Source organism: Streptomyces sp. JLSY215, assembly GCF_059682825.1.
This window is the reverse complement of the sequence record NZ_CM185022.1, coordinates 5151434-5175441: the sequence shown is the minus strand read 5'-3', so window position 1 is coordinate 5175441 and position 24008 is coordinate 5151434. Positions and strand designations below refer to the sequence as shown.

The 24008-nt window shown below is 74.2% G+C and carries 20 protein-coding genes; 10 read left to right on the top strand and 10 right to left on the bottom strand.

Annotated features, from left to right (window positions below):
• Positions 1–6: 6 nt before the first annotated feature.
• Both AC5677_RS23320 and AC5677_RS23315 read right to left on the bottom strand, forming a co-directional pair.
• Positions 7–3297, bottom strand: a complete 3291-nt coding sequence (locus AC5677_RS23320) for a sacsin N-terminal ATP-binding-like domain-containing protein (RefSeq protein ID WP_497189858.1) — start codon at positions 3295–3297, stop codon at positions 7–9.
• A gap of 489 nt (positions 3298–3786) precedes the next feature.
• Entirely contained in the window at positions 3787–4689 is a 903-nt protein-coding gene (locus tag AC5677_RS23315) for a DUF3027 domain-containing protein (protein WP_497189857.1), read from the bottom strand.
• Positions 4690–5038: 349 nt separating this feature from the next.
• Between AC5677_RS23315 and AC5677_RS23310 the strand changes: the two genes are divergently transcribed.
• The 4 genes from AC5677_RS23310 to AC5677_RS23295 all read left to right on the top strand — a co-directional run bounded on the left by AC5677_RS23310 (position 5039) and on the right by AC5677_RS23295 (position 8729).
• Positions 5039–6439 (top strand): MFS transporter, encoded by a 1401-nt coding sequence (locus tag AC5677_RS23310; protein ID WP_497189856.1) that lies wholly within the window; start codon positions 5039–5041, stop codon positions 6437–6439.
• Between the two features lie 147 nt (positions 6440–6586).
• Complete coding sequence (locus AC5677_RS23305) at positions 6587–7099, top strand: hypothetical protein (protein ID WP_497189855.1); 513 nt, start codon at positions 6587–6589, stop codon at positions 7097–7099.
• Between the two features lie 50 nt (positions 7100–7149).
• Positions 7150–7875 (top strand): futalosine hydrolase, encoded by a 726-nt coding sequence (locus AC5677_RS23300; protein WP_497189854.1) that lies wholly within the window; start codon positions 7150–7152, stop codon positions 7873–7875.
• On the top strand, positions 7872–8729 hold the full coding sequence (locus tag AC5677_RS23295) for a 1,4-dihydroxy-6-naphtoate synthase (protein WP_497189853.1): 858 nt from the start codon (positions 7872–7874) through the stop codon (positions 8727–8729). Before AC5677_RS23300 ends, AC5677_RS23295 begins: the two co-directional genes overlap by 4 nt.
• Before the next feature lie 2 nt (positions 8730–8731).
• Here the strand turns inward: AC5677_RS23295 and AC5677_RS23290 are convergent, their stop codons facing one another.
• On the bottom strand, positions 8732–9115 hold the full coding sequence (locus tag AC5677_RS23290) for a cold-shock protein (RefSeq protein ID WP_046926517.1): 384 nt from the start codon (positions 9113–9115) through the stop codon (positions 8732–8734).
• A 240-nt stretch (positions 9116–9355) separates the two neighbouring features.
• Here AC5677_RS23290 and AC5677_RS23285 point away from each other — a divergent pair, with 240 nt between their 5' ends.
• Complete coding sequence (locus AC5677_RS23285) at positions 9356–9604, top strand: hypothetical protein (RefSeq protein WP_497189852.1); 249 nt, start codon at positions 9356–9358, stop codon at positions 9602–9604.
• Here the strand turns inward: AC5677_RS23285 and AC5677_RS23280 are convergent.
• On the bottom strand, positions 9571–10239 hold the full coding sequence (locus AC5677_RS23280; protein ID WP_497189851.1) for an HAD family hydrolase: 669 nt from the start codon (positions 10237–10239) through the stop codon (positions 9571–9573). The genes AC5677_RS23285 and AC5677_RS23280 overlap by 34 nt on opposite strands.
• Positions 10240–10730: 491 nt before the next feature.
• Entirely contained in the window at positions 10731–11810 is a 1080-nt protein-coding gene (locus tag AC5677_RS23275; protein WP_497189850.1) for a hypothetical protein, read from the bottom strand.
• Positions 11811–11976: 166 nt separating this feature from the next.
• Here AC5677_RS23275 and AC5677_RS23270 point away from each other — a divergent pair, with 166 nt between their 5' ends.
• The gene (locus AC5677_RS23270; RefSeq protein ID WP_497189849.1) at positions 11977–14469 is read left to right on the top strand and encodes a helicase-associated domain-containing protein; all 2493 of its coding nucleotides are present in this window, start codon (positions 11977–11979) and stop codon (positions 14467–14469) included.
• Between the two features lie 32 nt (positions 14470–14501).
• On the opposite strand, the gene AC5677_RS23265 is transcribed toward AC5677_RS23270, so the two are convergent.
• On the bottom strand, positions 14502–14702 hold the full coding sequence (locus AC5677_RS23265; RefSeq protein WP_497189848.1) for a hypothetical protein: 201 nt from the start codon (positions 14700–14702) through the stop codon (positions 14502–14504).
• Positions 14699–14926 (bottom strand): hypothetical protein, encoded by a 228-nt coding sequence (locus tag AC5677_RS23260; RefSeq protein WP_497189847.1) that lies wholly within the window; start codon positions 14924–14926, stop codon positions 14699–14701. Before AC5677_RS23260 ends, AC5677_RS23265 begins: the two co-directional genes overlap by 4 nt.
• Positions 14927–14994: 68 nt before the next feature.
• On the opposite strand from AC5677_RS23260, the gene AC5677_RS23255 reads away from it, so the two are divergent.
• Together AC5677_RS23255 and AC5677_RS23250 are read left to right on the top strand one after the other, a co-directional pair.
• A complete protein-coding gene (locus AC5677_RS23255) occupies positions 14995–15642 on the top strand; it encodes a TetR/AcrR family transcriptional regulator (protein WP_497189846.1) in 648 nt (215 codons plus the stop codon).
• A 146-nt stretch (positions 15643–15788) separates the two neighbouring features.
• Complete coding sequence (locus AC5677_RS23250) at positions 15789–17441, top strand: DNA repair helicase XPB (RefSeq protein ID WP_497189845.1); 1653 nt, start codon at positions 15789–15791, stop codon at positions 17439–17441.
• Positions 17442–17564: 123 nt separating this feature from the next.
• Here AC5677_RS23250 and AC5677_RS23245 read toward each other — a convergent pair whose 3' ends face one another.
• Complete coding sequence (locus tag AC5677_RS23245) at positions 17565–18749, bottom strand: glycosyltransferase 87 family protein (RefSeq protein WP_497189844.1); 1185 nt, start codon at positions 18747–18749, stop codon at positions 17565–17567.
• A 327-nt stretch (positions 18750–19076) separates the two neighbouring features.
• Positions 19077–19292, bottom strand: coding sequence for a hypothetical protein (locus AC5677_RS23240; protein WP_497189843.1), 216 nt, complete (start codon positions 19290–19292; stop codon positions 19077–19079).
• Positions 19293–19700: 408 nt separating this feature from the next.
• Here AC5677_RS23240 and AC5677_RS23235 point away from each other — a divergent pair, with 408 nt between their 5' ends.
• Positions 19701–21818, top strand: a complete 2118-nt coding sequence (locus tag AC5677_RS23235) for a HelD family protein (protein WP_497189842.1) — start codon at positions 19701–19703, stop codon at positions 21816–21818.
• A gap of 50 nt (positions 21819–21868) precedes the next feature.
• On the opposite strand, the gene AC5677_RS23230 is transcribed toward AC5677_RS23235, so the two are convergent.
• Positions 21869–23107, bottom strand: coding sequence for an MFS transporter (locus tag AC5677_RS23230; RefSeq protein WP_497196728.1), 1239 nt, complete (start codon positions 23105–23107; stop codon positions 21869–21871).
• A gap of 96 nt (positions 23108–23203) precedes the next feature.
• Between AC5677_RS23230 and AC5677_RS23225 the strand changes: the two genes are divergently transcribed.
• Entirely contained in the window at positions 23204–23950 is a 747-nt protein-coding gene (locus AC5677_RS23225; RefSeq protein ID WP_497189841.1) for an AraC family transcriptional regulator, read from the top strand.
• Positions 23951–24008 lie beyond the last annotated feature (58 nt).

The window sequence follows — 24008 nt, the reverse complement described above, 5'->3', positions numbered from 1 at the left end:
CTCCGGTCAGTCGAACCACCGTGCCTCCGCCAGCTCCTCCCCCCGCTCCGGGTCCTCCAGCAGGGCCGCGACCTCGAAGCGGCGGGGCCACTGGGCGGCGGCCCAGGAGAGGCCGGCGGCGACGCCTTCCAGGGTGGCGGCGTGCAAGGTGGCGTCGGGGGTCCAGCGCCAGTCCAGTTCCGTGCCGTCCGCCAGCACCAGTGCCTCGTGCTCGATGTACGAGGCGGGAGTGGCGGGGCCGAGCAGCACGCGCACCGGCTCCGGGACGTCGTGCCGGACGCCCTCCGACCGGACCTCGGCGGTGACGGCCTCGCTCAGGCGGCGGACCTGGAGGAGTTCGGCCAGTTCGGCGGCGCGGGACGGGCGGACCGGGAGGAGCGGGAGGTCGGCGGCGAGCGGCATCAGGTCGGGGGCGTCGGCGACCAGTGCGGTGCCCGCGTCCACGACCTGGATCTCGCCGCCGACCACGGCGCGCAGCTCGTCGGGCAGGGTGACGTCGTCGGGGTCGAGGTCGGTCAACGCGCCGTAGAGGGCGTGCAGTTGGGCCGCGCCGACGGCCGCGTCCGGGTCCGTGAGGCGGGCCAGGAGTTCCGCCGCGCCGCCCGGCTCGTCCAGCAGCGCGGTGAGGGACGTACGGACGCCGAGGGCGCGCAGGACCTGGTCGTCGACCTCGCCGGCGTCGGCGGATTCGTAGAGGCCGGACAGGAGCGGGTCGCCGCCGGCCGCGCGGAGGCCCGCGGGGCGGCGGCCGTCCAGTACGGGGTGCCCGCGCAGCCACCAGGCGGTGTAGGGGCGTACGGACTCCGTGGTGCCGTCGGGGAGGAGGACCCGTACGGGGGTGGTCAGGGCGTCGCGCAGGGGTGGCTGGGAGAGCATGGCGAGGACCTGGGGCCAGCAGTCCTCGTCGACCAGGTCGAGATCGCGCACGGCGACCAGCTCCGTGACGACCGGGGGGACCGGCGTCCCGGGCAGGCCGTCGAGGATGTCCTCGCACCACACGTCCACGGCGTCGAGGAGCCCCGGGTCGTCGGGTTCGGCGAAGTCCCCGTCGCGCGGCTCCAGTTCGTCCGGGTCGAGGACGACGTCGGCGGCGCGGACGAGGGCGAAGGCGGCCAGGACGCCGACGGCGGTCAGCGGCTGCTCGCCCCAGCGGTCGGCCAACTCGGCGTCGCAAGCCGCGAGTTCACCTTCCCGGATGACGCGTTCGAAGGGGCTGCCGGGGAAGACCAGCTCCCCGGCCGGGGCCAGCTCGCCGTCCTCGTCCGGCAGCGCCAGGGCGGCCAGCCAGGGCTCGTCGCCGGGGGCGAGGTTGGCGTCGCGGACCAGGCCGAGGACCGCCTCGGCCAGCTCCTCGGCGCCGAGCGGCGCCCCGATGCCGCCGCCCAGCTCGTCCGCGAAGAGGTCGAAGGCGTCCTCATCGGCGTCGAGGGAGTTCTCCACGGCCGCCCGCACCTGGGGAGTGGTGAGCACGGCGCGCGGGGAGGCCGGGGTGGCGCCCAGTTTTTCCAGGAGGGGGTGTACGGCATCGGGGTGGGCGACCTTGAGGCCGAGGCGGGCGAGGGTGCGGTGCCGGGCCTCGGTGTCGCCGTTCTCGTAGGGGCCGCCGCCGGGCAGCGGCAGCAGGACCTGCCGGGGTCCGATCGTGGTCCGTACGCCGCCGCTCGCGCCGCCCGGTCCCTGCCCGGCCGCGGCGTCCGCTTCCCGCCCGCCCGACCCGGCGAGCGGTACCGGCAGTCCGCTGAGCCGGTCCGGGTCCGTACCGGCCAGCGCGTCATACAGGCGCCACCACCAGCCGGGCGCCCGCTCGACGCCCGCCAGCCGGTCCACCATCTCGCCGAGCGGCACCCGCGCCACGCCCAACGCCCGCAGCTCCGGGCGCCGTTCCAGACCCGCCGGCAGCAGGCTGGGGAACAGCTCGGACAGCACGCCGACGGTCGCCGCGCCGGCGCCCTCCAGCAGCTCGGCGTCCACGGGGCGCAGGACATAGCGCTCGGCGGTGTCCTCCTCCCCGTCCCACTCGGGCGCCTCCGCCGGCTCCTGGGGCGTACCCGCGCTCGGCAGGAAGCGCACCCGCGGCAGCATCTCCAGCACCTGGCGGCGCAGTTCGCCGTCCAGGCCGCCCTTGCCGAGGGGGCCCGGTACGAGGTCGAGGGTGCCGACGGAGACCGGCTGCCAGTCGCGCAGCAGGGAGGCGTAGGTGACGGCGGCCTGCTCCACCAGGAAGTCGGCCAGGGGTCCCGCGGCGACATGGCGGCGGGTCGGTTCGAGGGGGAACGACGCGATGAGCAGCGCGGGCAGACCGAGCGCCTCGTCCGTCGGGGTCGGCGCATGCACCACGGCGGCGGTCGAGGGACGCACCGGCGCCCCCTCCGCGTCCACCGGCACCGCCCAGGTCACCGACCACACGGGGCGCAGCCGCTCCTCGAGCGGCCGGTCGGCGAGCAGCGCCGGCTCCAGCGGGCCGCCGTCCGTGGCCACCCGCCAGCGGGTGGCGCCCCGCTCGCTGTCGTCGATCAGAACGTAATCGCCGTCCTGGCGGCGCCTCAGCTCCCGTACGCCGTCCCGGGTCTCGATCACGACCTCGGAGAGGCCCGGCAGGGTCAGCAGCAGGGCCGCGTCGACGCCGGCCAGCAGCCGCTCGGCGAGGTCCTGCGCCGCGCCGTCGCGCAGCGGCAGCACCACGGCGGTGTCGTAGCCCTCCGGCGCGCCGCCCTCCGCGGGCAGCGGGAGGCGCAGCAGCGGCACATGGCCGTCGCGGCGGCGCAGCTCGCCGCCCAGGCCGGGGCTGTGCGCGGCCACCTCCTGGGTCAGCGCGCGGGCCTCGGCGAGCGACCAGCGGACGCCGCCGGTACGGCCCACCAGCGCGGGCTCGTCGCTGACGGACAGCACGGCGGCGAACCCGACGCCGAACCGGCCGACCGCACCGGCCGCCACACTGCTCTCCCGCTTCGCGGAGGCCCGCAGCGTGGACAGCGATTCGACGCCGGTGGCGTCGAGGGGGGCGCCGGTGTTGGAGGCGACGAGGACGGCGGATTCGGTGTCGTCGGCGGCGTGCAGGGTCAGCCGCAGCCGGCCGGGGACGCCGGCGCGGGCGGCCGCGTCGGCGGCGTTCTGCGCCAGCTCGACGACGAGGCGGTCGCGATAGCCGCCCAGCGCGAGGTCTTCCTCGGCGTTGGCGTCCTCCCGGAAACGGGCGGGCGACGCGGCCCAGGCGTCCAGTACGCCGCGGCGCTGCCGCGCGGTCCCGAACGGGTCAGCGCCCTCGTCGACGCCCCGTACCCACGACGTACCAGCCACGTGTTCGTCTCCCTTGAGGTGGTCCTGCTGGGCCAGACGTTACCCTCCTGGGTTCGCCCCACGTTGCCGAGTGCGGCGCCGTGCCTCGTCTGTTGTTCTGGACCCGCCTTCGGCGGGATCGGGGGAGGTGGCGGGGTTGGCCGCGGGCCAGGGTGGTGGGTGCGGTGCCGGGCCTCCAGGACTTCGTCCCTACGGCCCGTCCCCTCCCGGCCGTTTCGCGGCCACCCCGGGGTGGGGGGTGAGGTCCGCTGTAGCCGGCCTGAGAGGTTCAGCGGGCGGCCCGTCTTGTACCTCCCTCCCCCGGCCGGAGGTCGACGACGTACGGGAGGCGTCAGGCCGTAGGGACGCAGTCCTGGAGGCCTGCCGCCGCACCCACCCCACACGCACACAACGACCGCCACGGCCAACCCCCACCCACGCCCGCCGAAGGCGGGCGCACCCCCACGGCGGGAAACCCGACAACGTGGGGCCCAAACCGGCGGCAGCCGCCTAGCTGTGGCCCAGCTCCTCCGCCGGCCCCGCGTCCGACACGGACCCGCCCGGCTCCGGACGCAGCGACAGCGGCTCGACGACGGTCTCGTCCACCACCGGCGCGGCCGGCCGCGGCGGTGCCGGCATGACGGCCGCCTCCGAATGCGCCCCGCAGCCGTACGCGAGGGAGACGACCCGGCCGTCCGCCGGGGCGAACTCATTGGCGCACACGCCGAAGGCCTGGCGCAGCGAGCCGGTGAGGGGGGTGAGGAAACCGCAGGTCATGCACGTGGCGGGGGCCGCCTGGGCCATCGGGGTCTTGGCTCCGTACGCCTCTTCCCAGCGGTCGGCCGCGGCGTGCAGGCCATAGCGGGAGAGGACGCGGGCGCGGCGCATGCCCAGTTCCTCGGCGACGGAGGCGATGCCGCCGCGCGTGGGGAGGGGCTGGGTCGCGGGTGAGCCCTCGACGACGTCGGCCTCCTCCGTGTCGGCGACGTCGGCGGCCATGCCCTCGGCGACCACGGAGTTCGGCGGCGGGCCGTCCTCGCCGGAGTAGCCGGGCTCCAGGCGCAGGTCCTCGGCCTCGGTGGGCAGCAGATCGCCGGGGCCCATGTCGCCGGGGCGCAGCCGCTCGCTCCAGGGGACCCATTCGGGGGCGAGGATCGCGTCGGGTCCGGGCAGCAGGACCGACTCGTCGACGGTGACGGTCTTGGCGCGGGAGGCCCGGACGATCGTCACGGCCCAGCGCCAGCCCCGGTAGCCGGGTTCGTTGCAGGCGAAGAGATGGGTGACGACACGGTCCGCGTCGGCGACGGCATCGATGTGGTCGCCGACCATTCCGGGAAGCGCGGTTTCCTCCGCCGCCGCCCGGGCAAGGTCGACCGCCTCGGCGCACAGACGGTCAGGGGTCCGGCTTCGCATCGCAGCACTCACAAGAATCGATTCTCTCTTCCACGCCGTCTCACGAGTGCGCCAGCCAAGGCTGTCCTGTCTGTCCGGACGACCGGCGGGGCCGGGGCGGGCGGAGCGGACCAGAGGACCGCGTCGACGTCCGCGCCCGATCGGTTTCGGTCGAGCGCACCTCTTACGTCCCATTCTGAGGGATAGCAACGAGGCACGCGGCCAAAAACGACCGCCGGTGGCGCGCTACACACGCTACCCCTTCAACGGTGTACGACCCCTCGGCGGGAGCGGCAAATGTCAGCGGCTGCTCGCAGAGGCCGCTGCGCCCCGCGCGGCAGGGCGGTGAAAGCGTCATCTCCCGGGCGAGTTGGGGCAATATGACGAGGTGGCCGGCCGAACAGGCGGGGACTCAGGCAACCGGGCCCGCCGGGCGGGCCGGGCGGCCGGCCGCGCGCTGTGTACACCGTTCACCGGGGCGGCCCGGGGGGTGCGCCGCGCGACCCGTGCGCACGGCGCGGGCGAATCCGGTCTGAGCAAGCTGATCGAGCTGCACGCGGTGAACTCCGCGGGCGACATGATGATCACGATCGCGCTGGCCTCGACGGTGTTCTTCTCGGTGCCGACGGATCAGGCGCGCGGCCGGGTGGCGCTGTACCTGGCGGTGACGATGGCGCCGTTCGCCCTGCTCGCGCCCGTGATCGGGCCGCTGCTGGACCGGGTGCCGCACGGCCGCCGGGCGGCGATGGCGGGCGCGATGCTGGCGCGGGCGCTGCTGGCGCTGACGATGTCGGGCGCGGTGGCGAGCGGCGGGCTGGAGCTCTATCCGGCGGCGCTGGGGGTCCTGGTGGCGTCGAAGGCGTACGGGGTGGTGCGCAGCGCGGTGGTGCCGCGACTGCTGCCGCCGCGGATCTCGCTGGTCAAGGCCAATTCCCGGGTGACGCTGGCGGGGTTGCTGGCGACCGGGGTGGCGGCGCCGGCCGGTGCCGGGCTGCATCTGATCGGGCCGAGCTGGCCGCTGTACGGGGCGTTCGTGGTCTTTGCGACCGGTACGTTCCTGTCGTTCTCGCTGCCGCACAAGGTCGACTCGGCGAAGGGCGAGCGGCGGGCGCGGCTGGCGTCCCGGGACACCGTCGAGGTGTCGGGCGCCAGGCCGCCCAAGCCGGGGCTGCGTACGGTCGGGCCGTCGGTGCTGCACGGCCTGCAGGCCAACGCCTGTCTGCGGTCGCTGTCCGGCTTTCTGACGTTTTTCCTCGCGTTCCTGCTGCGCGAGCATCCGCTGGGCGGGCTGGGCCCGGCGACGTCGCTGGGGCTGGTGGTGGCGGCGGCCGGGGGCGGCAATGCGCTGGGAACGGCGGTGGGCGCGTGGCTGAAAGCGCGCGGTCCGGAGGCGATCATCGCGGCCGTGCTGGGGCTGGCGCTGAGCGCGACGGTGCTCGCGGCGGTGTTCTACAACGTGATCGCGATCGTCGTGGTGCCCGCCGCGGCGGCCGCGGCCGGGCTCTGCCAGGCGCTGGCCAAGCTGTCGCTGGACGCCATGATCCAGCGCGATGTGCCGGAGGCCGTACGGACCTCGGCGTTCGCCCGGTCGGAGACGGCGCTGCAGATGTCGTGGGTGGTGGGCGGCGCCATCGGCATCTCGTTGCCGCTGGTCGGCATGGTGGGCCTGTCGGTGGCGGCGGGGCTGGTGGCACTCGGGGCGGCGCTGGCCGTACGGGGGCTGCTCGGCGCGGCCCGCCGGGGCGGCACGGCGCAGGCCCGGGTGGTCTGACCGGCAGGGCCGGGTGGTCCGACCGGCGGGTCCAGGTGGCCCGGCCGGGCGTCCGGGTGGACCGGCCGGCGGGCCCTGGTGGCCCGTCCGGCGCGGCACGCCGTACCCGCGCGTGGCGTGGGCCGAAGCGCCCGATAGCCTGCCCGTATGACCGCTGCGTTGATCTCCTGGGGCAAGGGCCGCCGCGCCGCTGCCGCCATTGGTGCCGTGTCCCTGGGCCTCCTCACCCTCTCCGCCTGTGAGAAGCCGACCGCGCTCGTGACCGTGACGGCCGGCGACTCGACGGTGTCGGCCGAGGCGACTCCCGGTTGCGACGGCAACGGCAAGCCCCTCGACAAGGTGAAATTCACTGCCTGCATCTCCAAGGAGGGCGGCAAGACGATCACCGTCAGCCCCGGCGAGAAGGTGCGCATCGGCGTGGAGCCGGACATCGCCGAGAACGGCTGGCTCGCGTTCGCCGGTGACAGCGGCCAGACCGTGCCGAAGACCCGCCAGACCTACCGCACGCTCGACAGCAGCAAGCTGTTCATCAAGCAGGACCCGCAGACCCAGCAGATCATCAACGTCGACAAGGTCACCCTGCAGGTCGCGGAGTACCCCAAGGGCGGCGGCCAGATCCCCTCGGCCATCTTCCACTTCACGCTGAAGCAGAAGGACTGACCGGCGCTGACCGGCACCGGGAACCGGCCACGCACGGCACGGAGCGCCTGATGCGCATCCTGGTCGTCACCGCGGTGGCCGCCGAGCGCGACGCGGTGTGTGCCGCGTCCGGGCCGTACGACGTGGCGGCGCTGCCCGGCGGATACGGCCTGCACCGGGCGCAGCGGCCCGCCGCCCAGGCCCCGCCGCTCGACGTCCTGGCCGCCGGTGTCGGCCCCGCCGCGGCGGCCGCCGGCACGGCCACCGCGCTGACCGCCGCCGCGCTCGCCGGCGAGCCGTACGGCCTGGTCGTCTCGGCCGGTATCGGCGGCGGCTTCGCGCCTCGGGCGCCCCTGGGGTCGGTGGTGGTCGCGGACGCGATCGTTGCCGCCGATCTGGGCGCCGAGACCCCCGACGGCTTCGTTCCGGTCACCGACCTCGGTTTCGGGACGGTGGCCCACCGCCCCGATCCGGCGCTGGTCAAGGCCGTCGCCGCGGCGGCCGGCGGCACGGCGGGCACCGTGCTCACCGTCTCCACGGTCACCGGCAGCGCCGCCCGCACCGCCGAGCTGGCGGCCCGTCATCCGGGGGTGCTGGCCGAGGCGATGGAGGGCTTCGGGGTCGCCGAGGCGGCCGCCGCGCACGGCGTGCCGGTGCTGGAGCTCCGTACGGTCTCCAACGCCGTCGGGCCCCGCGACCGCGCCGCCTGGCGGATCGGCGAGGCGCTCGCCGCCCTGACCGCCGCCTTCCGCACGCTGCCCGCAGCCTGTGCACCGTTTCCGAGGAGGAACCCGTGACCGAGACCCGGCCGCTGAACATCGCGTACTCGCCGTGCCCGAACGACACCTTCGTCTTCGACGCCCTGGCGCACGGCAGGGTCCCCGGCGCGCCGGAACTCGCGGTCACCTTCGCCGATATCGACATCACCAACGGCATGGCCGAGCGCGGCGAGTTCGATGTGCTGAAGGTCTCCTACGCCGTGCTGCCCTGGGTCCTGGAGGAGTACGCGCTGCTGCCGTGCGGCGGCGCGCTCGGGCGCGGCTGCGGGCCCCTGGTGCTGACCAAGGAGCGGGGCACGGCCGCCGACCTGACGGGCAAAACGGTCGCGGTGCCCAGCGAACGCTCCACCGCCTACCTGCTGTTCCGGCTGTGGGCGGCCGCCGAAGTGCCGGGCGGTGTGGGCGAGATCGTGGTGCTGCCGTTCCACGAGATCATGCCGGCGGTGCGCGACGGCAAGGTGGACGCGGGCCTGGTCATCCACGAGGCGCGCTTCACCTACCAGAACTACGGGCTCGCCTGCCTGGCCGACATGGGCGAGCACTGGGAGGCCACCACCGGCCTGCCGATCCCGCTCGGCGCGATCATCGCCAAGCGGTCGCTGGGCGAGCCGGCGCTGCGCGCTCTGGCGGCGGCGATCCGCAGTTCCGTACGGATGGCCTGGGACGACCCGGAGGCCTCCCGCCCCTATGTCCTGGAGCACGCCCAGGAAATGGACCCGGCCGTCGCGGACCAGCACATCGGGCTGTACGTCAATGAATTCACCGCCGACCTCGGCGAGGACGGCTATGCCGCGGTGCGCGGGCTGCTCACCCGCGCCGCGGCCGAGGGGCTCGTACCGCCCCTCGGCCGCGATGCGCTGAATTGTGTGTGAGGTCAGACGTCCAGCTGGTCGGCCACCGCACGGAGCATTCCGGCAATCTTCGCGCCGTGTGCCTTGTCGGGGTAGCGGCCGCGCTCCAGCTGCTGGGTGACGTTTTCCAGCAGCGTGGTGAGGTCCTGCACGATCGAGGCGAGCTCGTCCGGCTTACGGCGCTGTGCGGCCGCCACCGAGGGCGCGGGGTCCAGGAGCGTCACGGTCAGCGCCTGGTCGCCGCGCTGACCGGCGACCACGCCGAATTCGACGCGCTGGCCGGGCTTGAGTGCGTCCACGCCGTCGGGCAGTACCGACGAGTGCACAAAGACGTCGCCGCCGTCGTCGCGGGAGAGAAAGCCGAAGCCCTTCTCGCTGTTGAACCACTTGACCTTGCCGGTAGGCACGTCTGTCCTCGTCCTTGTACTCGTCGGAAAATGCCGGGAAAAAATGCTGGGAAAGAGATGGGCCGGGCCCGCTGCGGAATCTGCGGATCTGCGGAAGAAGCGGGTCGGGATAAACGGGTCTGGATAGCAGTGCAGCGGGTCACAGGACCCGCCACCACAAGGCTAATGGTCCGGTGCCCGGTGACAAGACGTCGCAGGGGGGATCCTGATGTGCTTCTGGCCCGGACTTACCCTGGTCAGGTGTCTGACGAAACGCCCCAGGCCGGGGATCTGCTGGTCCGAATCGGCGCGATCATGTTCCTAGTTGGCGCAGTGGCCACTCTCGCCACGGTGACGCCGCTGTTCCTCGGGACCGATCCGCTGCCATCCGTCTTCTACTGGGTATGCATGCTGATGGGCGCCGGGTTCGCGGTCGCCGCGGCGGGCGTGATCCGGTCCGCCAGGGCCCAGCGGCATCAGGCGGAAGCGTCCGCCAGCCCCGCGCCGTAGTAGCGATCCAGCCACGACGGGAACTCCGTCAGATCGCCGAGCACCACGTCGGCACCGGCCGCGCGCAGCTCCTCGGCGTCGCACGGCCCGGTGGCGACCGCGACGGACAGCGCGCCCGCGGCGCGCGCCCCGCGGACGTCGCCGGTGTGGTCGCCGACGTAGATCGACGCCTGGTGCTCGCGCAGCGCCTCGGCCTTGGCCTCCGCCCACAGCGAGCCGATGACGGCGTCCGCGTCGATGCCCAGATGCGCCAGATGCAGTTTGGCGTTGGGCTCGAACTTGGCCGTGACGACGACGGCGCGCCCGCCGGCTCCCTCCGCCGCCGGGCGCCCTGCCGCCTGAACGGCGGCGATGGCCTCACGCGCGCCGGGCATGGCCAGCGTCCCCGTGATGGCGTGCTCCGGATACAGCCCCCGGTAGACGTCGCTGATCTCCGCCACCCGTTCCGCCGGGAACCAACGCCGGATCTCCTCCTCCAGCGGCGGCCCGATCCGGCTGATGGCCGCGTCGGCATCGATGTACGTACCGGTCCTGGCGGCCAGCGCCTGGTAGGTGGCCTTGATGCCGGGGCGGGAGTCGATCAGCGTCATATCGAGGTCGAATCCGACCGTCAGGGGGTGAGCCATGTGGGTCATTCTCCCCACGTTGTCGGCCACCCCCGTTTCGGGGCCCCACGTTGTCGGCTGTCCCGCCGTGGGGGTGCGCCCGCCTTCGGCGGGCGGGGGTGGGGGTTGGCCGTGGCGGTCGTTGTGCCCGTGGGGGCGGGTACGGCGGCAGGCCTCCAGGACTGCGTCCCTACGGCCTGACGCCTCCCGTCCGTCGTCGACCTCCGGCCGGGAGGGGGAGGGGGAGGGGGACAAGACGGGCCGCCGGGTGCTGGTCCGGGCGCAACCCAGGGATGTCATCCCCCACCCCGGGGTGGCCGCGAAACCGCCGGGAGGGGACGGGCCGTAGGGACGAAGTCCTGGAGGCCCGGCACCGCACCCACCACCATCGCCCCGCGGCCAACCCCACCACCTCCCCCGATCCCGCCGAAGGCGGGTCCAGAACAACAGAAGAAGTACGGCGCCGCACCCGGCCACGTGGGGCGAACCCCGAAGGGCACGCGCACCCGGCAACGTGGGGCCTACCGGCCCCGGCCCCGCCCCCGGCGCAGGCGCCACAGCAAGAACCCCGCCGACCCCACCGCCGCCACCCGGGCCACCCCCGGCAGGGCGTCGAGGAAGCCCTGCCCCAGCAGGCCGGGCGCGAGTGGTTCGCCCCAGCGGCCGTCGAAGCGGCCCCACAGCCACACCATCAGCCCGCCGACGGCGGTCCCCGGCACCCAGAGCGCCGCGCACTTCGCCTCGCGCCGGGTCAGCCGCCGCGATACGTACGCCAGCGCCCAGCCGCCCCCGAGCGCGAGCCAGGCCCCGGTCACGGCACCGGCGAGCAGCAGCACCACGGACAGGGTGGGGATGGGGCTGAGCCAGGCCCACGGGGACGCCGGGGCCGTTTCGGGCGCTTCCTCAAGCTCTTCGGCATCCGCGTCCGGCTGGGCCTCGGGCTCGGGAGCGCGCCGCAGGCCGAGGGCGCGCCGCAGCATCCGGGGCAGCGGGCGCTTGCCGTCGCTCGCTGCCTGGTCGTCCTGGCCCCGCGCGTCCGCCGCATCCGGGTTGTCCGCTGCGTCCTTCCCGTCCTTGGGGCGGTCCCAGATCTCCGCGATCTCGATGCCGCCGACGAAACCGTGGACGGTCTCCTCCGGCGCGTAGGGCGAGGGGTCCACCCGCCACCAGTCCGGCGGATCGTCCGCGTCGCCCAGCTCGTCGGCGCCTGCCAGATGCGGCGGCGCGGCGGTCGGCTCCGGCTCCGGTTCGGCGGGCCGGGTGCCCTTGCGCAGGAAGCCGGGCAGCGCCGGGCCCGCCCCGTCGCGCGGTGCGGGCAGCTTGCCGGTCAGGGCGCCGCGCCAGGCCGGGGCGCGCGGCGGGGCCGCCGTCGGCCGGACCGTGTCCCCGTTGCCCGCGGCCGTCACCACGGCCTCCGGCGTCCCCAGCCGCGACAGCATCCGTTTCACGCCGGGGACCGTGTCGGCCTTCTGGGCGTCGATCTCCGCCCGCAGCCCGGCCACCAGCCGCATCCGTGCGGCGGCCGGCAGCCCGCGCTGCTGGGCCAGGTCTCCGACCCGGCTCAGATAGTCAAAGACGAGCTGATCGCTCTCGATCCCCACGACATAACCCCACGAAATCCCCTGCGGCGTCCGCTGGTTGCTGCTCCGACCGTACCGTCCGGCGGGATGGCGTGCCGTCGTGGACGGGCGCGCCATGCGTGCGTCCCCGGGCGCCCCGTCCGCCGGACGGTGCCCTCCGATCCCTCCCCCCGCTAACGTAAGACGAATGACCGATACACCCCGCACCCTGGCCGAGGAGCTCAGAACCCGCACCGACGGCGGGCTCATCGGCCTGCTGCGGGCCCGGCCCGACCTGCTCAATCCGGTGCCCGGGGACGTCACCCAGCTCGCCACCAGGGCCGGGACCCGGGCGTCGGTGGTGCGCGCCGTGGAGCGGCTGGACCGGTTCGCGCTGCAGACCGCCGAGGCGCTGGCGGTGGCGCCCGATCCCTGCCCGTACGGGACGCTCGCGGGGCTGATGGGCGGGGACGCCGGGGACGCGGCGGTGGCCGCGGAGCTGCCCCGGGCGGTGGCCGCGCTGCGGGCGCAGGCGCTGGTCTGGGGGCCGGACGACCGGCTGCGGCTGGTGCGTACGGCCCGTGAGCTGCTCACTCCGAGCGCCACGCATCCGTCCCCGACCGGGCTCGGCCCCACGGTGGCGGAGGCCATGGCCGGGACGTCGCCGGGTCGGCTCCAGGAGATCATCGCCGCGGCCGGGCTGCCCGCGACCCATGACCCGGTCACCGCCGTGGCCGCCCTCACCGGCCTTTTCTCCGACCGGACCGCCATGGCGGCGCTGCTCGACACCGCGCCGGCCGAGTCCGTCGCCGTCCTCGACAAGCTGCTGTGGGGCCCTCCGTACGGCGGTGTCACCGACCGTCCGGCGCCGCATCTGCAGTGGCTGCTCGACCGGGGTCTGCTGATCCCGGCGGGCGCGCGCAACGTCGTCCTGCCCCGGGAGGTGGCCCTGCATCTGCGCGCCGGGCGCGCCCACCACTCCCCCGAGCCGCTGCCGCCCGCCCTCGCGCCGGTCACGGAACGCGATCCCCGGCTCGTGGACAACGCCGCCGCGAGCCAGGCGTTCACGACCCTGGCGACCGTCGAGGAGCTGCTCAAGGAGTGGGACCTGGGCGGGCCGCCCGTGCTGCGCGCCGGGGGCCTGAGCGTCCGCGACCTCAAGCGGACCGCCACCGCACTGGACACCACCGAGCAGCTGGCCGCCTTCTGGCTCGAACTCGCCTACGGGGCGGGACTGATCGCCTCCGACGGCGAGGCCGATGAGCGGTACGCCGCCACGCCGGCCGCCGAGGACTGGCTCCAGCTGCCCGACCACGAGCGCTGGGGCACGCTCGCGGCCGCCTGGCTGTCCGCGACCCGTACCGCGGGCCTGGTGGGCACCGCCGACGCGAAGGGCCGCGCGCTGGCCGCCCTCGGCCCCAACCTGGACCGTTCCCCGGCCCCCGAGGTCCGCCACCGCGCCCTCGCCCTGCTGGCCGACCTCCCGCCCGGCACGTCCGTACCCCCCGCGGCGGTGCTGGCCCGCCTCCAGTGGGAGCGGCCGCTGAGAGGGGCCGCGGCGACGAGGGCGGCGGGCGCTCCGGAGGCGACGCCGGGCGGCGCCGCGCCCCCGGAGTCCGACCTGCGCACCCGGATCGCCCAATGGACGCTCGAAGAGGCCGAGTTGCTGGGGCTGACCGGCCGCGGCGCGCTCGCCGCGCATGCCCGCCCCCTGGTCGAGGCCGGACCGGCCGCCGCCCCCGCCGAGCGCGCGGCCGCGACCGCCCGCGCCGTCGCCCTGCTCGCCCCGCTCCTCCCCGAGCCGCTCGACCACGTCCTCCTCCAGGCGGACCTGACGGCCGTCGCCCCCGGGCCGCTGCGCCGTCCGCTCGCCGAGGCGCTCGGCGTGCTGGCCGACGTCGAGTCCAAGGGCGGCGCGACGGTGTACCGCTTCACCCCGGGCTCGGTGCGCCGCGCCCTGGACGCCGGCCGCTCCGCCGCCGAACTCCAGGAATTCCTCGCCACCCACTCCCGTACCCCGGTCCCGCAGCCGCTCGCGTACCTCATCGACGACATCGCCCGTAAGCACGGCCAGCTGCGGATCGGCGCGGCCGCCGCCTACATCCGGTGCGACGACGACGCCCTGCTCTCCGAGATCCTCGCGGACCGGCGCGCCGCCGGCCTGCGGCTGCGCCGCCTGGCGCCGACCGTGCTGGCCGCGACGACCAGCCCCGACCAGCTCCTCGACGGCCTGCGGTCCATGGGCTACGCCCCCGCCGCGGAATCCGCCACCGGCGATGTGCTGATCGCCCGCACCGACTCCTACCGCACCGCGCCCCGTACGGCCCCGACCCCGGTGCCCGAGGGCCCGCCCTCCCCCGACGCCACGCTCCTGGAAGCGGCCGTGCGCGCCATCCGCGCCGGCGATCTGGCCGCCACCGCCGAGCGCAAGCCGCTGCACGCCCCCGCCCCGACCCCGGGCGCGCTGCCCCGCACCACCTCCGCCGAGACGCTCGCCACCATGCAGGCCGCGGTCCTCACCAGCTCCGCCCTGTGGATCGGCTATGTCAACGCCGACGGCGCCGCCAGCCAGCGCGTGATCGCTCCGGTACGCGTCGAGGGCGGCTTCGTCACGGCCTACGACCACACCTCGGACGAGGTCCGCACGTATCCGCTGCACCGGATCACGGGGGTGGCGGAGCTGGCGGACGACGCGGTGTGAGGGCCTGCCGTCCGCTCCCCGCTCATCGCAGGTCAGCGGCCCGGCCCGCGGTCGCCCCCGTTCCCCGCCCGGCGCCACAGCAGCACCATGCCGAGCGCCAGCACGGTCACCGCGACCAGCACGATGACGGCCTTGATCACGAGATCCGTCATGAGGTGCGAGAGCAGCTCGGACGAGTCCGTCGCGAGGTGCGTCGCCGCCGTGGCGAGAGTCGCCGTCGCAAGAGGTGTCATCGCCGGCCGCCCCTTCCGCCCGAGCGGCGGGGGCCGTCCTCCAGCCGCCGGGTGGCGGCCCGCACCGCCGCGCGCACCGCGGGTTCTGCGTAACGGCGGGCATCGTCGAACCTGCCGCGCCGCTTGAGGGTCAGGGCGACGGCGAAGACCACCAGGGCCAGCACCACGAGGCCGCCCGCGATCAGGCCGAACCTGACGAGCATGAAATTGAGATAGCTCTCCACGCTGCACTCCTTTTTATATCACGACTGTGATACGAAACAATTTATCACGGCCGTGATACAAAGGCTCCATGCCGAAGTACGTGGACCCGGACGCCCGCCGCCGCGAGGTCGTCGACGCCCTCTTCCGTGTCGCCGTCCGCGACGGCCTGCAACGCGCCTCCCTGCGGGCCGTCGCCGAGGAAGCCGGCCTCAACATCGGATCGCTGCGCCACTACTTCGCCGGCCAGCAGGAGCTGATGCGGTTCGCGATGCAGTCGATGCTCGACCGGGTCGGTGCCCGGCTGCTCCGGCGCGTCGAGGAGATCGGCGAGTTCGCCGGCCACTCCCCCGCCGAGCAGTTCCGGCTGGCGGCCGGGCTGCTGGGCGAACTCCTCCCGCTCGGGGAAGACCGCCGGGCCGAGGTCATCGTGTTTCTCGACTTCAGCGCGGCGGCCCGCACCAACCCCGCCTTCGCCGATCTCGCGGAACAGACCGCCACCGGCACCCGACGGCTCGTCCACCGCGTCCTGGAACGCCTCGCGGGGACCGGCGCCCTGGGCACCGGCCGCGACCTCGGCATCGAGACCGAGCGCCTGGCCGCGCTCCTGGACGGCCTGGGCCTCGGCGCCGCCCTGCACCCGCAGGTGCTCGCCCCCCACCGCTGCGCCGAGGCGCTGCGCGCCCACCTCGCGGACCTCGCCACCCCCGCCGCTTCCCCGGCCGGCGCCGAGGGCTGACGCCGCCCGCCGCGATCGCGGGCCGCGGCCGGTCCGAACGGCCCTCCCGTCCTGTCCGCCCGATGCGGCACACTGGACGTTTGGCCGCACTGTGCGGCCGGGAGCCGCGCGGCCGGCCGCCGGCCGGGAAGCGAAAGGCGAGGCGCGTGAACGGACCTCTCATCGTCCAGAGCGACAAAACGCTGCTTCTGGAGGTGGACCACGAGCTGGCGGACGCCTGCCGACGGGCCATCGCGCCCTTCGCGGAGCTGGAACGGGCGCCGGAGCACATCCACACGTACCGCGTGACGCCGCTGGGACTGTGGAACGCGCGGGCCGCCGGGCACGACGCCGAGCAGGTCGTCGATGCCCTGGTGCAGTTCTCGCGGTATCCGGTGCCGCATGCCCTGCTGGTCGACATCGCCGAGACGATGTCGCGCTACGGGCGGCTGACCCTGACCAAGCACCCGGCTCACGGGCTCGTGCTCACCACCACCGACCGGCCGGTGCTGGAGGAGATCCTGCGGTCGAAGAAGGTGCAGCCGCTGGTCGGGGCGCGGATCGATCCGGACGCGGTCGTGGTGCACCCGTCCGAGCGCGGGCAGATCAAGCAGACGCTGCTCAAGCTGGGCTGGCCCGCCGAGGACCTGGCCGGTTACGTCGACGGCGAGGCGCATCCGATCGAGCTGGATGAGGACGGCTGGGCGTTGCGGCCGTATCAGCAGCAGGCCGTGGAGGGCTTCTGGCACGGCGGCTCGGGTGTCGTCGTGCTGCCGTGCGGCGCGGGAAAGACGCTGGTCGGAGCCGGTGCGATGGCCCAGGCGAAGGCCACGACGCTGATTCTCGTCACGAATACGGTCTCGGCCCGGCAGTGGAAGCACGAGCTGGTGAAGCGGACGTCGCTGACCGAGGACGAGATCGGCGAGTACAGCGGGGCGCGCAAGGAGATCCGGCCGGTCACCATCGCGACGTACCAGGTGCTGACCACGAAGCGGAAGGGCGTCTATCCGCATCTGGAGCTCTTCGACTCCCGGGACTGGGGCCTGATCGTCTACGACGAGGTGCATCTGCTGCCCGCGCCGGTCTTCAAGTTCACCGCCGATCTGCAGGCCCGGCGGCGGCTGGGGCTGACCGCGACGCTGGTGCGGGAGGACGGGCGGGAGTCGGACGTCTTCTCGCTCATCGGGCCGAAGCGGTTCGACGCGCCGTGGAAGGAGATCGAGGCGCAGGGGTACATCGCCCCGGCCGACTGTGTCGAGGTGCGGGTCAATCTGACCGAGTCGGAACGGCTGACGTACGCGATGGCCGAGACCGAGGAGAAGTACCGCTACTGCGCGACGACGGCCAGTAAGCAGCAGGTGACGGAGGCGCTGGTACGGCGCCATCGGGGCGAGCAGACGCTGGTCATCGGGCAGTACATCGATCAGCTGGATGAGCTGGGCGAGCATCTGGACGCGCCGGTGATCAAGGGGGAGACCACCAACGCGCAGCGGGAGAAGCTCTTCGATGCGTTCCGGGAGGGGGAGATCTCGGTGCTGGTGGTGTCGAAGGTGGCGAACTTCTCCGTCGACCTGCCGGAGGCCACGGTCGCGATCCAGGTGTCCGGGACGTTCGGGTCGCGGCAGGAGGAGGCGCAGCGGCTGGGGCGGGTGCTGCGGCCCAAGGCGGACGGCCATGAGGCGCGGTTCTACTCGGTCGTCGCGCGGGACACCATCGACCAGGACTTCGCGGCGCACCGCCAGCGCTTCCTGGCCGAGCAGGGCTATGCGTACCGGATCATGGACTCGGACGAGCTGCTGGCGGCGGACGAGGACGTCTGAGGCGGGAGCGGTTTCCGGGCGGGGCCGGGCCGGGGGGTCTTGGCGCCGGGGCCGCGGCTCTCGCCTCGGGGCCGGGGCCGCCGGCGCAGGGCCGGGCGCCCGGCCCCCGTCGGCCCGGCGGCGTCAGCTCGTCCCGGCCCGGGTGCTCAGCGGCTCGGCCGCGCGGGGCGGCGGGATCCGGCCCGGGTCCGCGGGCCGGTCCGGGGCGGCGCGCGTCCACCAGACCAGCGCGGCCAGCAGCGCCAGCCCGAGCAGGGGGTACGGCGAGGCCAGCGGCTGCTGCCACCAGGGCAGATGCAGATCGAGGTCGCCGGCGTGCGGCACGATCCACAGGGTGCGGGCGGTGAAGGCGAGCGTGATCGTGGCCAGCAGCACCCGGCGCCAGAGGACATCGCGGGTGTGCGCGGCGAGCAGGGCCAGCAGCGGTACGCACCACACCCAGTGGTGCGACCAGCTGATCGGCGAGACCAGCAGCGCCGTGACGGCGGTGGCGAGCACGCCCCAGCTGTCGAGGCCGCGCCGCAGATAGACCCGGCGGGCGACGGCCAGCCCGGCGGCCCCGGTGAGCAGCGCCGCCGCCGCCCACAGCAGGCCCGGCTCGGGGTCGTGCAGGAGGCGGGCGATCAGGCCCTGGAGGGACTGGTTGTCGACGATCCAGGCCTTGCCGACCCGGCCCGTTTCGAACATCCGCCGCGTCCAGAACTCCACGCTGGCGCCCGGCAGGAACGCCAGGCCGATCAGCACCGATGCGACGAACCCGGCGAGGGCGGTGACGGCGGCCTTCACCCGTCCGGTGATCAGGAGGTAGAGGGCGAAGATCGCGGGGGTGAGCTTGATGCCCGCCGCGATGCCGGTGGCGAAGCCCTTGAAGCGGGCGCCGTCGGGGCGCGAGAGGTCCCACAGGACCAGGCAGGCCAGGGCGAGGTTGACCTGGCCGAAGACGAAGGTCTGGAAGACCGGTTCGAGCCAGAGGCCGAGTGCGGTGGCGGTGAGCACGGCGGGCGCGGCACCGGCGGCTTTGCGCAGGCCGGCGGCCTTGCAGGAGAGGTGGATCAGCAGGGTGAGCAGCACTGCGTTGACGAGCACGCAGACGACTTTGAGCGTGGCGAGCGAGAGCCAGGTCGTGGGGATGAAGAGCAGGGCGGCAAAGGGCGGGTAGGTGGCCGGAAGGTGCCACTTGGTGACCGTGAAACCGTAGAGATCACCGCCGGTGGCGGCGGCTTCGCCCTCCGCGCGGTAGACGACTATGTCGGACATCGGGAGCGGCACGACCTCGTACAGCACCCACAGGCCCGCGAACGACAGCATGAGCAGCGCCGCCGCGAGCGCGAGCCGGCGTGGGTGGGCAACGCTCCGTGCCCAGGTACGTTGCCAGGTCCGTCTCAGGGTCTGTCGCCACGTGCTGACCCCGGCCCTGTCGGCGGCAGACACCCGCTGACCCCTCCCTCGTCGCCCTGAGCGCGCTCTCCGCGGCGACGCTAGTGGATCGAGACCGACGGCCCGTAACGGTTTCCGGTCATCCGGATGTCGCAGTGGGGTCGGCCGCCGGCGCCGGATGGTGCGCGCTCGGGGCAGGTGCTGTCGCGGGGCGGGCGGGCACAGGTGCGGGTCGGGGAGGAAGGGCTTTGACGGACGTCAATCCTCGCCGTACTCCCCCAGCACCGCGACGCTGAAGGCCGCCGCGACGAAGACCTTGACGGCCCGGAGGGCATTGCCGATCACATGGTGGCTCTCATGGGGGTGCGCCGCGGCACCTGGGGAATCTGCGTCGGGGCCGAGGGCGGTGGCGCCCTTGACCGGGTTCAGGGACGTCGGGTGGACGGATGCGGGGTGAAAGGCTGCGCTGCTCATGCCTCAATGATGAATTTCACGCGATTGCCGCACATCGGTCCATGGGCCCATCCTTCCGGGCCTGGTTGTCCGTCTCAGGGGCTACCCCGACCCCTACGGGAGACCCACGGACGTAGGGGATGCCCCTCCCCCGCCGTAGACCGCCGCCGTACGCCCCTGCCGCCGTACACCCCCTCATACGCCGCTGCCGGTGAGCCCCTGCCGTACAAGGGCCTCCAGCCCCCCGCGGACCGCCGAATATCCATTGGCGCCCCTGATGGGTGCTGACTACAATCGCGCGTCTGCCCTGCCTCCCGTCGAGGAGTGCCGCCGGCCGGACGGAAACCGGTCGGCCCCGCCCGCGCCCGCCCTCCGCGGCACGCGGCCGCCGCTGTACTTCACCGGACATTTCCCACCGGAGGCAACGCCGTGCCCTCGCCTGCCCACTCCCCCCACCCGTCGCCCGGCACCGACCCGTCCGCCGGCACGGACCCGTCGCCCGGCACGGACCCGCTCCAGCGCGAGCGCGCGCACCTCGCCACCTCCCGCTCCGCCCTGCGCGCCATGCGCGAGGACGCCGAGGCGCTCAACATCGCCGATGTCACCGCGAACTGGGTCAACGCCGAGGTCCTCCAGGGCGAGATCGACGCCCGCATCAAGGCCCTCGCCGACCTCGCCCACACCCCGCTCTTCTTCGGCCGCCTGGACTATCTGCACGCCCCCGGCGTCGACCTCGCCGAGGGCGCCGACGGAGAGAGCTTCTACATCGGGCGGCGGCACGTCCACGACGCCGACGGCGACCCGCTGGTCATCGACTGGCGCGCGCCCGTCTCCCAGCCGTTCTACCGGGCCTCCAAGAAGGACCCGATGGACCTCGAACTGCGTCGCCGATTCGGTTACACCGGCGGCGAGTTGACCGCCTACGAGGACGAGCGGCTCACCGACCCGGCGGAGGCGTCCCACACCAGCCGGCTCCTCCAGACGGAGATCGAGCGCCCGCGCGTCGGCCCGATGCGGGACATCGTCGCCACGATCCAGCCGGAGCAGGACGAGATCGTGCGCGCCGGTATCGGCGGTTCGGTCTGCGTCCAGGGCGCGCCGGGCACCGGCAAGACGGCCGTCGGCCTGCACCGTGTCGCCTATCTCCTGTACGCCCACCGGGAGCGGCTGGCCCGCTCCGGCACCCTCGTCATCGGCCCGAACCGCTCCTTCCTGCACTACATCGAGCAGGTGCTGCCCGCCCTGGGCGAGCTGGAGGTCAAACAGGCGACGGTCGACGACCTGGTGGGGCATGTGGAGGTGCGTGGCAGGGACGAGGCGGCCGCCGCGACGATCAAGGGCGACGCCCGGATGGCCCAGGTGCTGCGGCGGGCCGTCCGCGCGGGCATCACCATGCCGCAGGAGCCGTGCGTGGTCGTCCGCGGCTCCCGGCGCTGGCGCGTGCCGGCGTATGAACTCGAAGAGATCGTGCGGGAGTTGATGGAGCGGGAGATCCGCTACGGGGCGGCGCGGGACGCGCTGCCGCAGCGGATCGCGCACGCCGTCCTGGTGCGGATGGAGCAGGCGGGCGAGGCGCCGGACGACCGGGTGCAGGACGCGGTGGCCCGTAACGCCGCCGTGAAGGCCGTGGTCAAGGCGGCGTGGCCGCCGGTCGATCCGGCCAAGCTGGTGCTGCGGCTGCTGGGCGACGCGGAATTCCTCGCCGAGCAGGCGGCGGACATCCTGACGCCCGAGGAGCAGAAGGCGATCCTGTGGGCCAAGCCGCCCCGGAGCGTGAAGAGCGCCAAGTGGTCCTCCGCGGACGCGGTGTTGATCGACGAGGCGATGGACCTGGTGGAGCGCACCCACTCGCTGGGCCATGTGGTGCTCGACGAGGCGCAGGACCTGTCCCCGATGCAGTACCGGGCGGTGGGCCGGCGCTGTACGACGGGTTCGGCGACGGTGCTCGGCGATATCGCGCAGGGCACGACCCCGTGGGCGACCGACACCTGGGAGGAGGCGCTGGCCCACCTGGGCAAGCCGGGTGCGGCCGTCGAGGAGCTGACCCAGGGCTTCCGGGTGCCGCGCGAGGTCATCGCGTACGCGTCCCGGCTGCTGCCGGCCATCGCCCCCGACCTGACGGAGGCCACCTCGATCCGGGAGTCGGCCGGCGACTTCGAGGTCCGGCGGGTCGCGACGGAGGACCTGGACGCGTCCGTTCTCGCGGCGTGCGACGAGGCGTTGACGAAGGAGGGGTCGATCGGCCTGATCGCGGCGGAGGCCCGTATTCCGGTGTTGCGCGCGGCCCTGGAGGCGGCGGGGGTGGCCCCGCTCGCGCCCGGCGAGGAGACGTCCGCCGAGTCCCGCCTGACGCTGGTGCCCGCCACCCTCGCCAAGGGTCTGGAGTACGACCACGTGGTGCTGGACGAGCCCGCGGCGATCGTGGACGGTGAGCCGGACGAGCGGACCGGGCTGCGGCGGCTGTATGTGTGCCTGACGCGTCCGGTGTCCGGGCTGACGGTGATTCATGCGACGGAGCTGCCGGAGCAGTTGGCCGTGGGGGCCTGAGGGACCCCGGGGTCCCCGGGGTCCCCGGGGATCCGCCCGCGCCCCGCGCCTCAGGGACGGGGCGGGGCGTCCGCGACGGGTTCCTGCCGTGCGGTGCCGGCCGGCCGGTCCGTGATCGCTTCGGGCATCTTCGGCTCGTGCAGTGTGTGCAGCAGCAGCCGGCCGAGGAGGGGCAGGGCGATCAGCGGCGCCAGGGCGGTCTGCAGGGACGTGGCGTCGGCGAGGGCGCCGATGAGGGGGCTCGCGAGGCCGCCGACACTGACGGTCAGGCCCAGGGTGACGCCGCCGGCGGTGCCCATGTGCCGTGGCAGGTAGTCCTGGCCGAGCGTGACGTGCAGCGAGAAGGGCACGTACAGGCCGGCCGAGGTGAGCGCCACGAACAGATAGAGCGGCGGGCCGGGCACGAAGACGACGCCGGCGACGGCCAGGACGGTCAGGGCGTAGGACCACCGGACGACCGTGAGGCGTCCGTAGTGCGTGGCGAGCTTTCCGCCGGCCACCGTGCCCACGGCGCCGCCCAGGTAGAGCACGAACAGGGCGGCCGTACCGGACCCGGCGCCGCCGCCGGTGCGCTGGCGCACGTACAGCGAGATGAAGGTACTCAGACCGACGAAGACGATCGAGCGGCAGACGATGGCCCCGGACAGTTTGGCGAAGGAGGCCCAGTCGTCCCGGCCGGTGGCCTGGGCCGCGCGGCCGGTCGCGGGCGCGGCGGACGCCACAGCGGCGGCGGCACTCGCAGAGGCGGAGGAGGCACTCGCAGCGGCGGCGGCCCTGATCGCCCGCAGCGCGGCCGCGGTCAGCACCGCGCCCGCGACGGCCGGGACGATCAGCAGCGGGGAGGCGCGCAGGCCGCCGGCGGCGACGGTGGCGGAGACCAGCAGCGGGGCGGCGGCGAAGCCGAGGTTGCCGCCGAGGGAGAACCAGGCCATCGCGGTGTGGCCGCCGCGGCCTGCGTGGCGTGCCAGGCGGGCGGCCTCGGGGTGGTAGGCGGCGACGCCGATCCCGGACAGCGCGACCACCGCGAGGGTGAGGGCGTAGGAGCCGCCGACGCCGCTCAGGGCGACTCCGGCGCCGCCCACCAGCGTGCTCACCGGCAGCAGCCACGGCATGGCCCATTTGTCGGTGAGCGCCCCGAACAGCGGCTGCACCACCGAGGACAGCAGCGAGGCGGCGAGCACGATCCCGGAGGCCGCGGCGTAGGTGTAGGCCCGTTCGGAGACGAAGAACGGCACCAGCGCGGCCACCGCTCCCTGGTAGATGTCCACGCAGGCATGCCCCAGGGACATCAGCGTCAGGGGCCGGTTGCGCGAGGTCTGTTGTGTTGGCACCCGTTCATCGTCGCCACCGCACCGCATGGCGCGCTTCCGATAAAATGCCTAAGCATGCCGGTTATCCGCCACGAGCCCCAGGCGCCCACCCGCACCCAGACGCTGGCCCCGGGAGCGCGTATCGATGCGCACCGCCATGACGAGCACCAAATCGTCTACGCGGGCTCCGGCGTCCTGGCCGTCACCACCGACGCCGGCACGTGGTTCGCCCCCGGCACGCGCGCCATCTGGGTCCCCGCCGGCTGCGTCCACGCCCATCGCGCACGCGGCCACCTCGACCTGCACACGCTCGGCCTGCCCGCCGACACCAACCCCCTCGGCCTCGACGCCCCCACGGTCCTCACGGTCAGCCCGCTGCTGCGCGAACTGATCCTTGCCTACACCCGCAGCCCCCACACCGACGGCCCCGAGCGACGGCGGCTGCGCGCGGTCCTCCTCGACCAGCTGCGCGCCTCTCCCCAGCTGCCGATGCAACTGCCCAGCCCCACGGACCCCCGCCTGACGGCCGTCTGCGCTCTCCTGCACGACGACCCCGCGGACCCGCGCACCCTGGCCGCCCTGGGCGCCGCGACGGGCACCGGGGAGCGCACCCTCAGCCGCCTCTTCCGCCGCGAACTGGGCATGACCTTCCCCCAGTGGCGCACCCAACTGCGCCTCTACCACGCCCTGGGCATGCTGGCCGAGGAGCTGCCGGTGACCACGGTCGCCCACCGGTGCGGCTGGTCCTCCACCAGCGCGTTCATCGACGTCTTCCGGCGCGCCTTCGGCTACACGCCCGGGGTCCACCACCGGCGGCCCTGAGGGCGCCGGTGTGCGTTCCGCCGCGCCGGGTTCTCCTCCAGGGCCCGCCCGACGGGTC

Excerpts from the sequence above, each read along its gene's own strand:
- AC5677_RS23270 (WP_497189849.1), top strand. The coding sequence starts at position 11,977 with ATGACCGATACACCCCGCACCCTGGCCGAGGAGCTCAGAACCCGCACC.
- AC5677_RS23265 (WP_497189848.1), bottom strand. The coding sequence starts at position 14,702 with ATGACACCTCTTGCGACGGCGACTCTCGCCACGGCGGCGACGCACCTC.
- AC5677_RS23225 (WP_497189841.1), top strand. The coding sequence starts at position 23,204 with ATGCCGGTTATCCGCCACGAGCCCCAGGCGCCCACCCGCACCCAGACG.
- AC5677_RS23245 (WP_497189844.1), bottom strand. The coding sequence starts at position 18,749 with ATGCTGTCGTTCGCGGGCCTGTGGGTGCTGTACGAGGTCGTGCCGCTC.
- AC5677_RS23305 (WP_497189855.1), top strand. The coding sequence starts at position 6,587 with ATGACCGCTGCGTTGATCTCCTGGGGCAAGGGCCGCCGCGCCGCTGCC.
- AC5677_RS23240 (WP_497189843.1), bottom strand. The coding sequence starts at position 19,292 with ATGAGCAGCGCAGCCTTTCACCCCGCATCCGTCCACCCGACGTCCCTG.
- AC5677_RS23255 (WP_497189846.1), top strand. The coding sequence starts at position 14,995 with ATGCCGAAGTACGTGGACCCGGACGCCCGCCGCCGCGAGGTCGTCGAC.
- AC5677_RS23315 (WP_497189857.1), bottom strand. The coding sequence starts at position 4,689 with ATGCGAAGCCGGACCCCTGACCGTCTGTGCGCCGAGGCGGTCGACCTT.
- AC5677_RS23230 (WP_497196728.1), bottom strand. The coding sequence starts at position 23,107 with ATGTCCCTGGGGCATGCCTGCGTGGACATCTACCAGGGAGCGGTGGCC.
- AC5677_RS23280 (WP_497189851.1), bottom strand. The coding sequence starts at position 10,239 with ATGACCCACATGGCTCACCCCCTGACGGTCGGATTCGACCTCGATATG.
- AC5677_RS23300 (WP_497189854.1), top strand. The coding sequence starts at position 7,150 with ATGCGCATCCTGGTCGTCACCGCGGTGGCCGCCGAGCGCGACGCGGTG.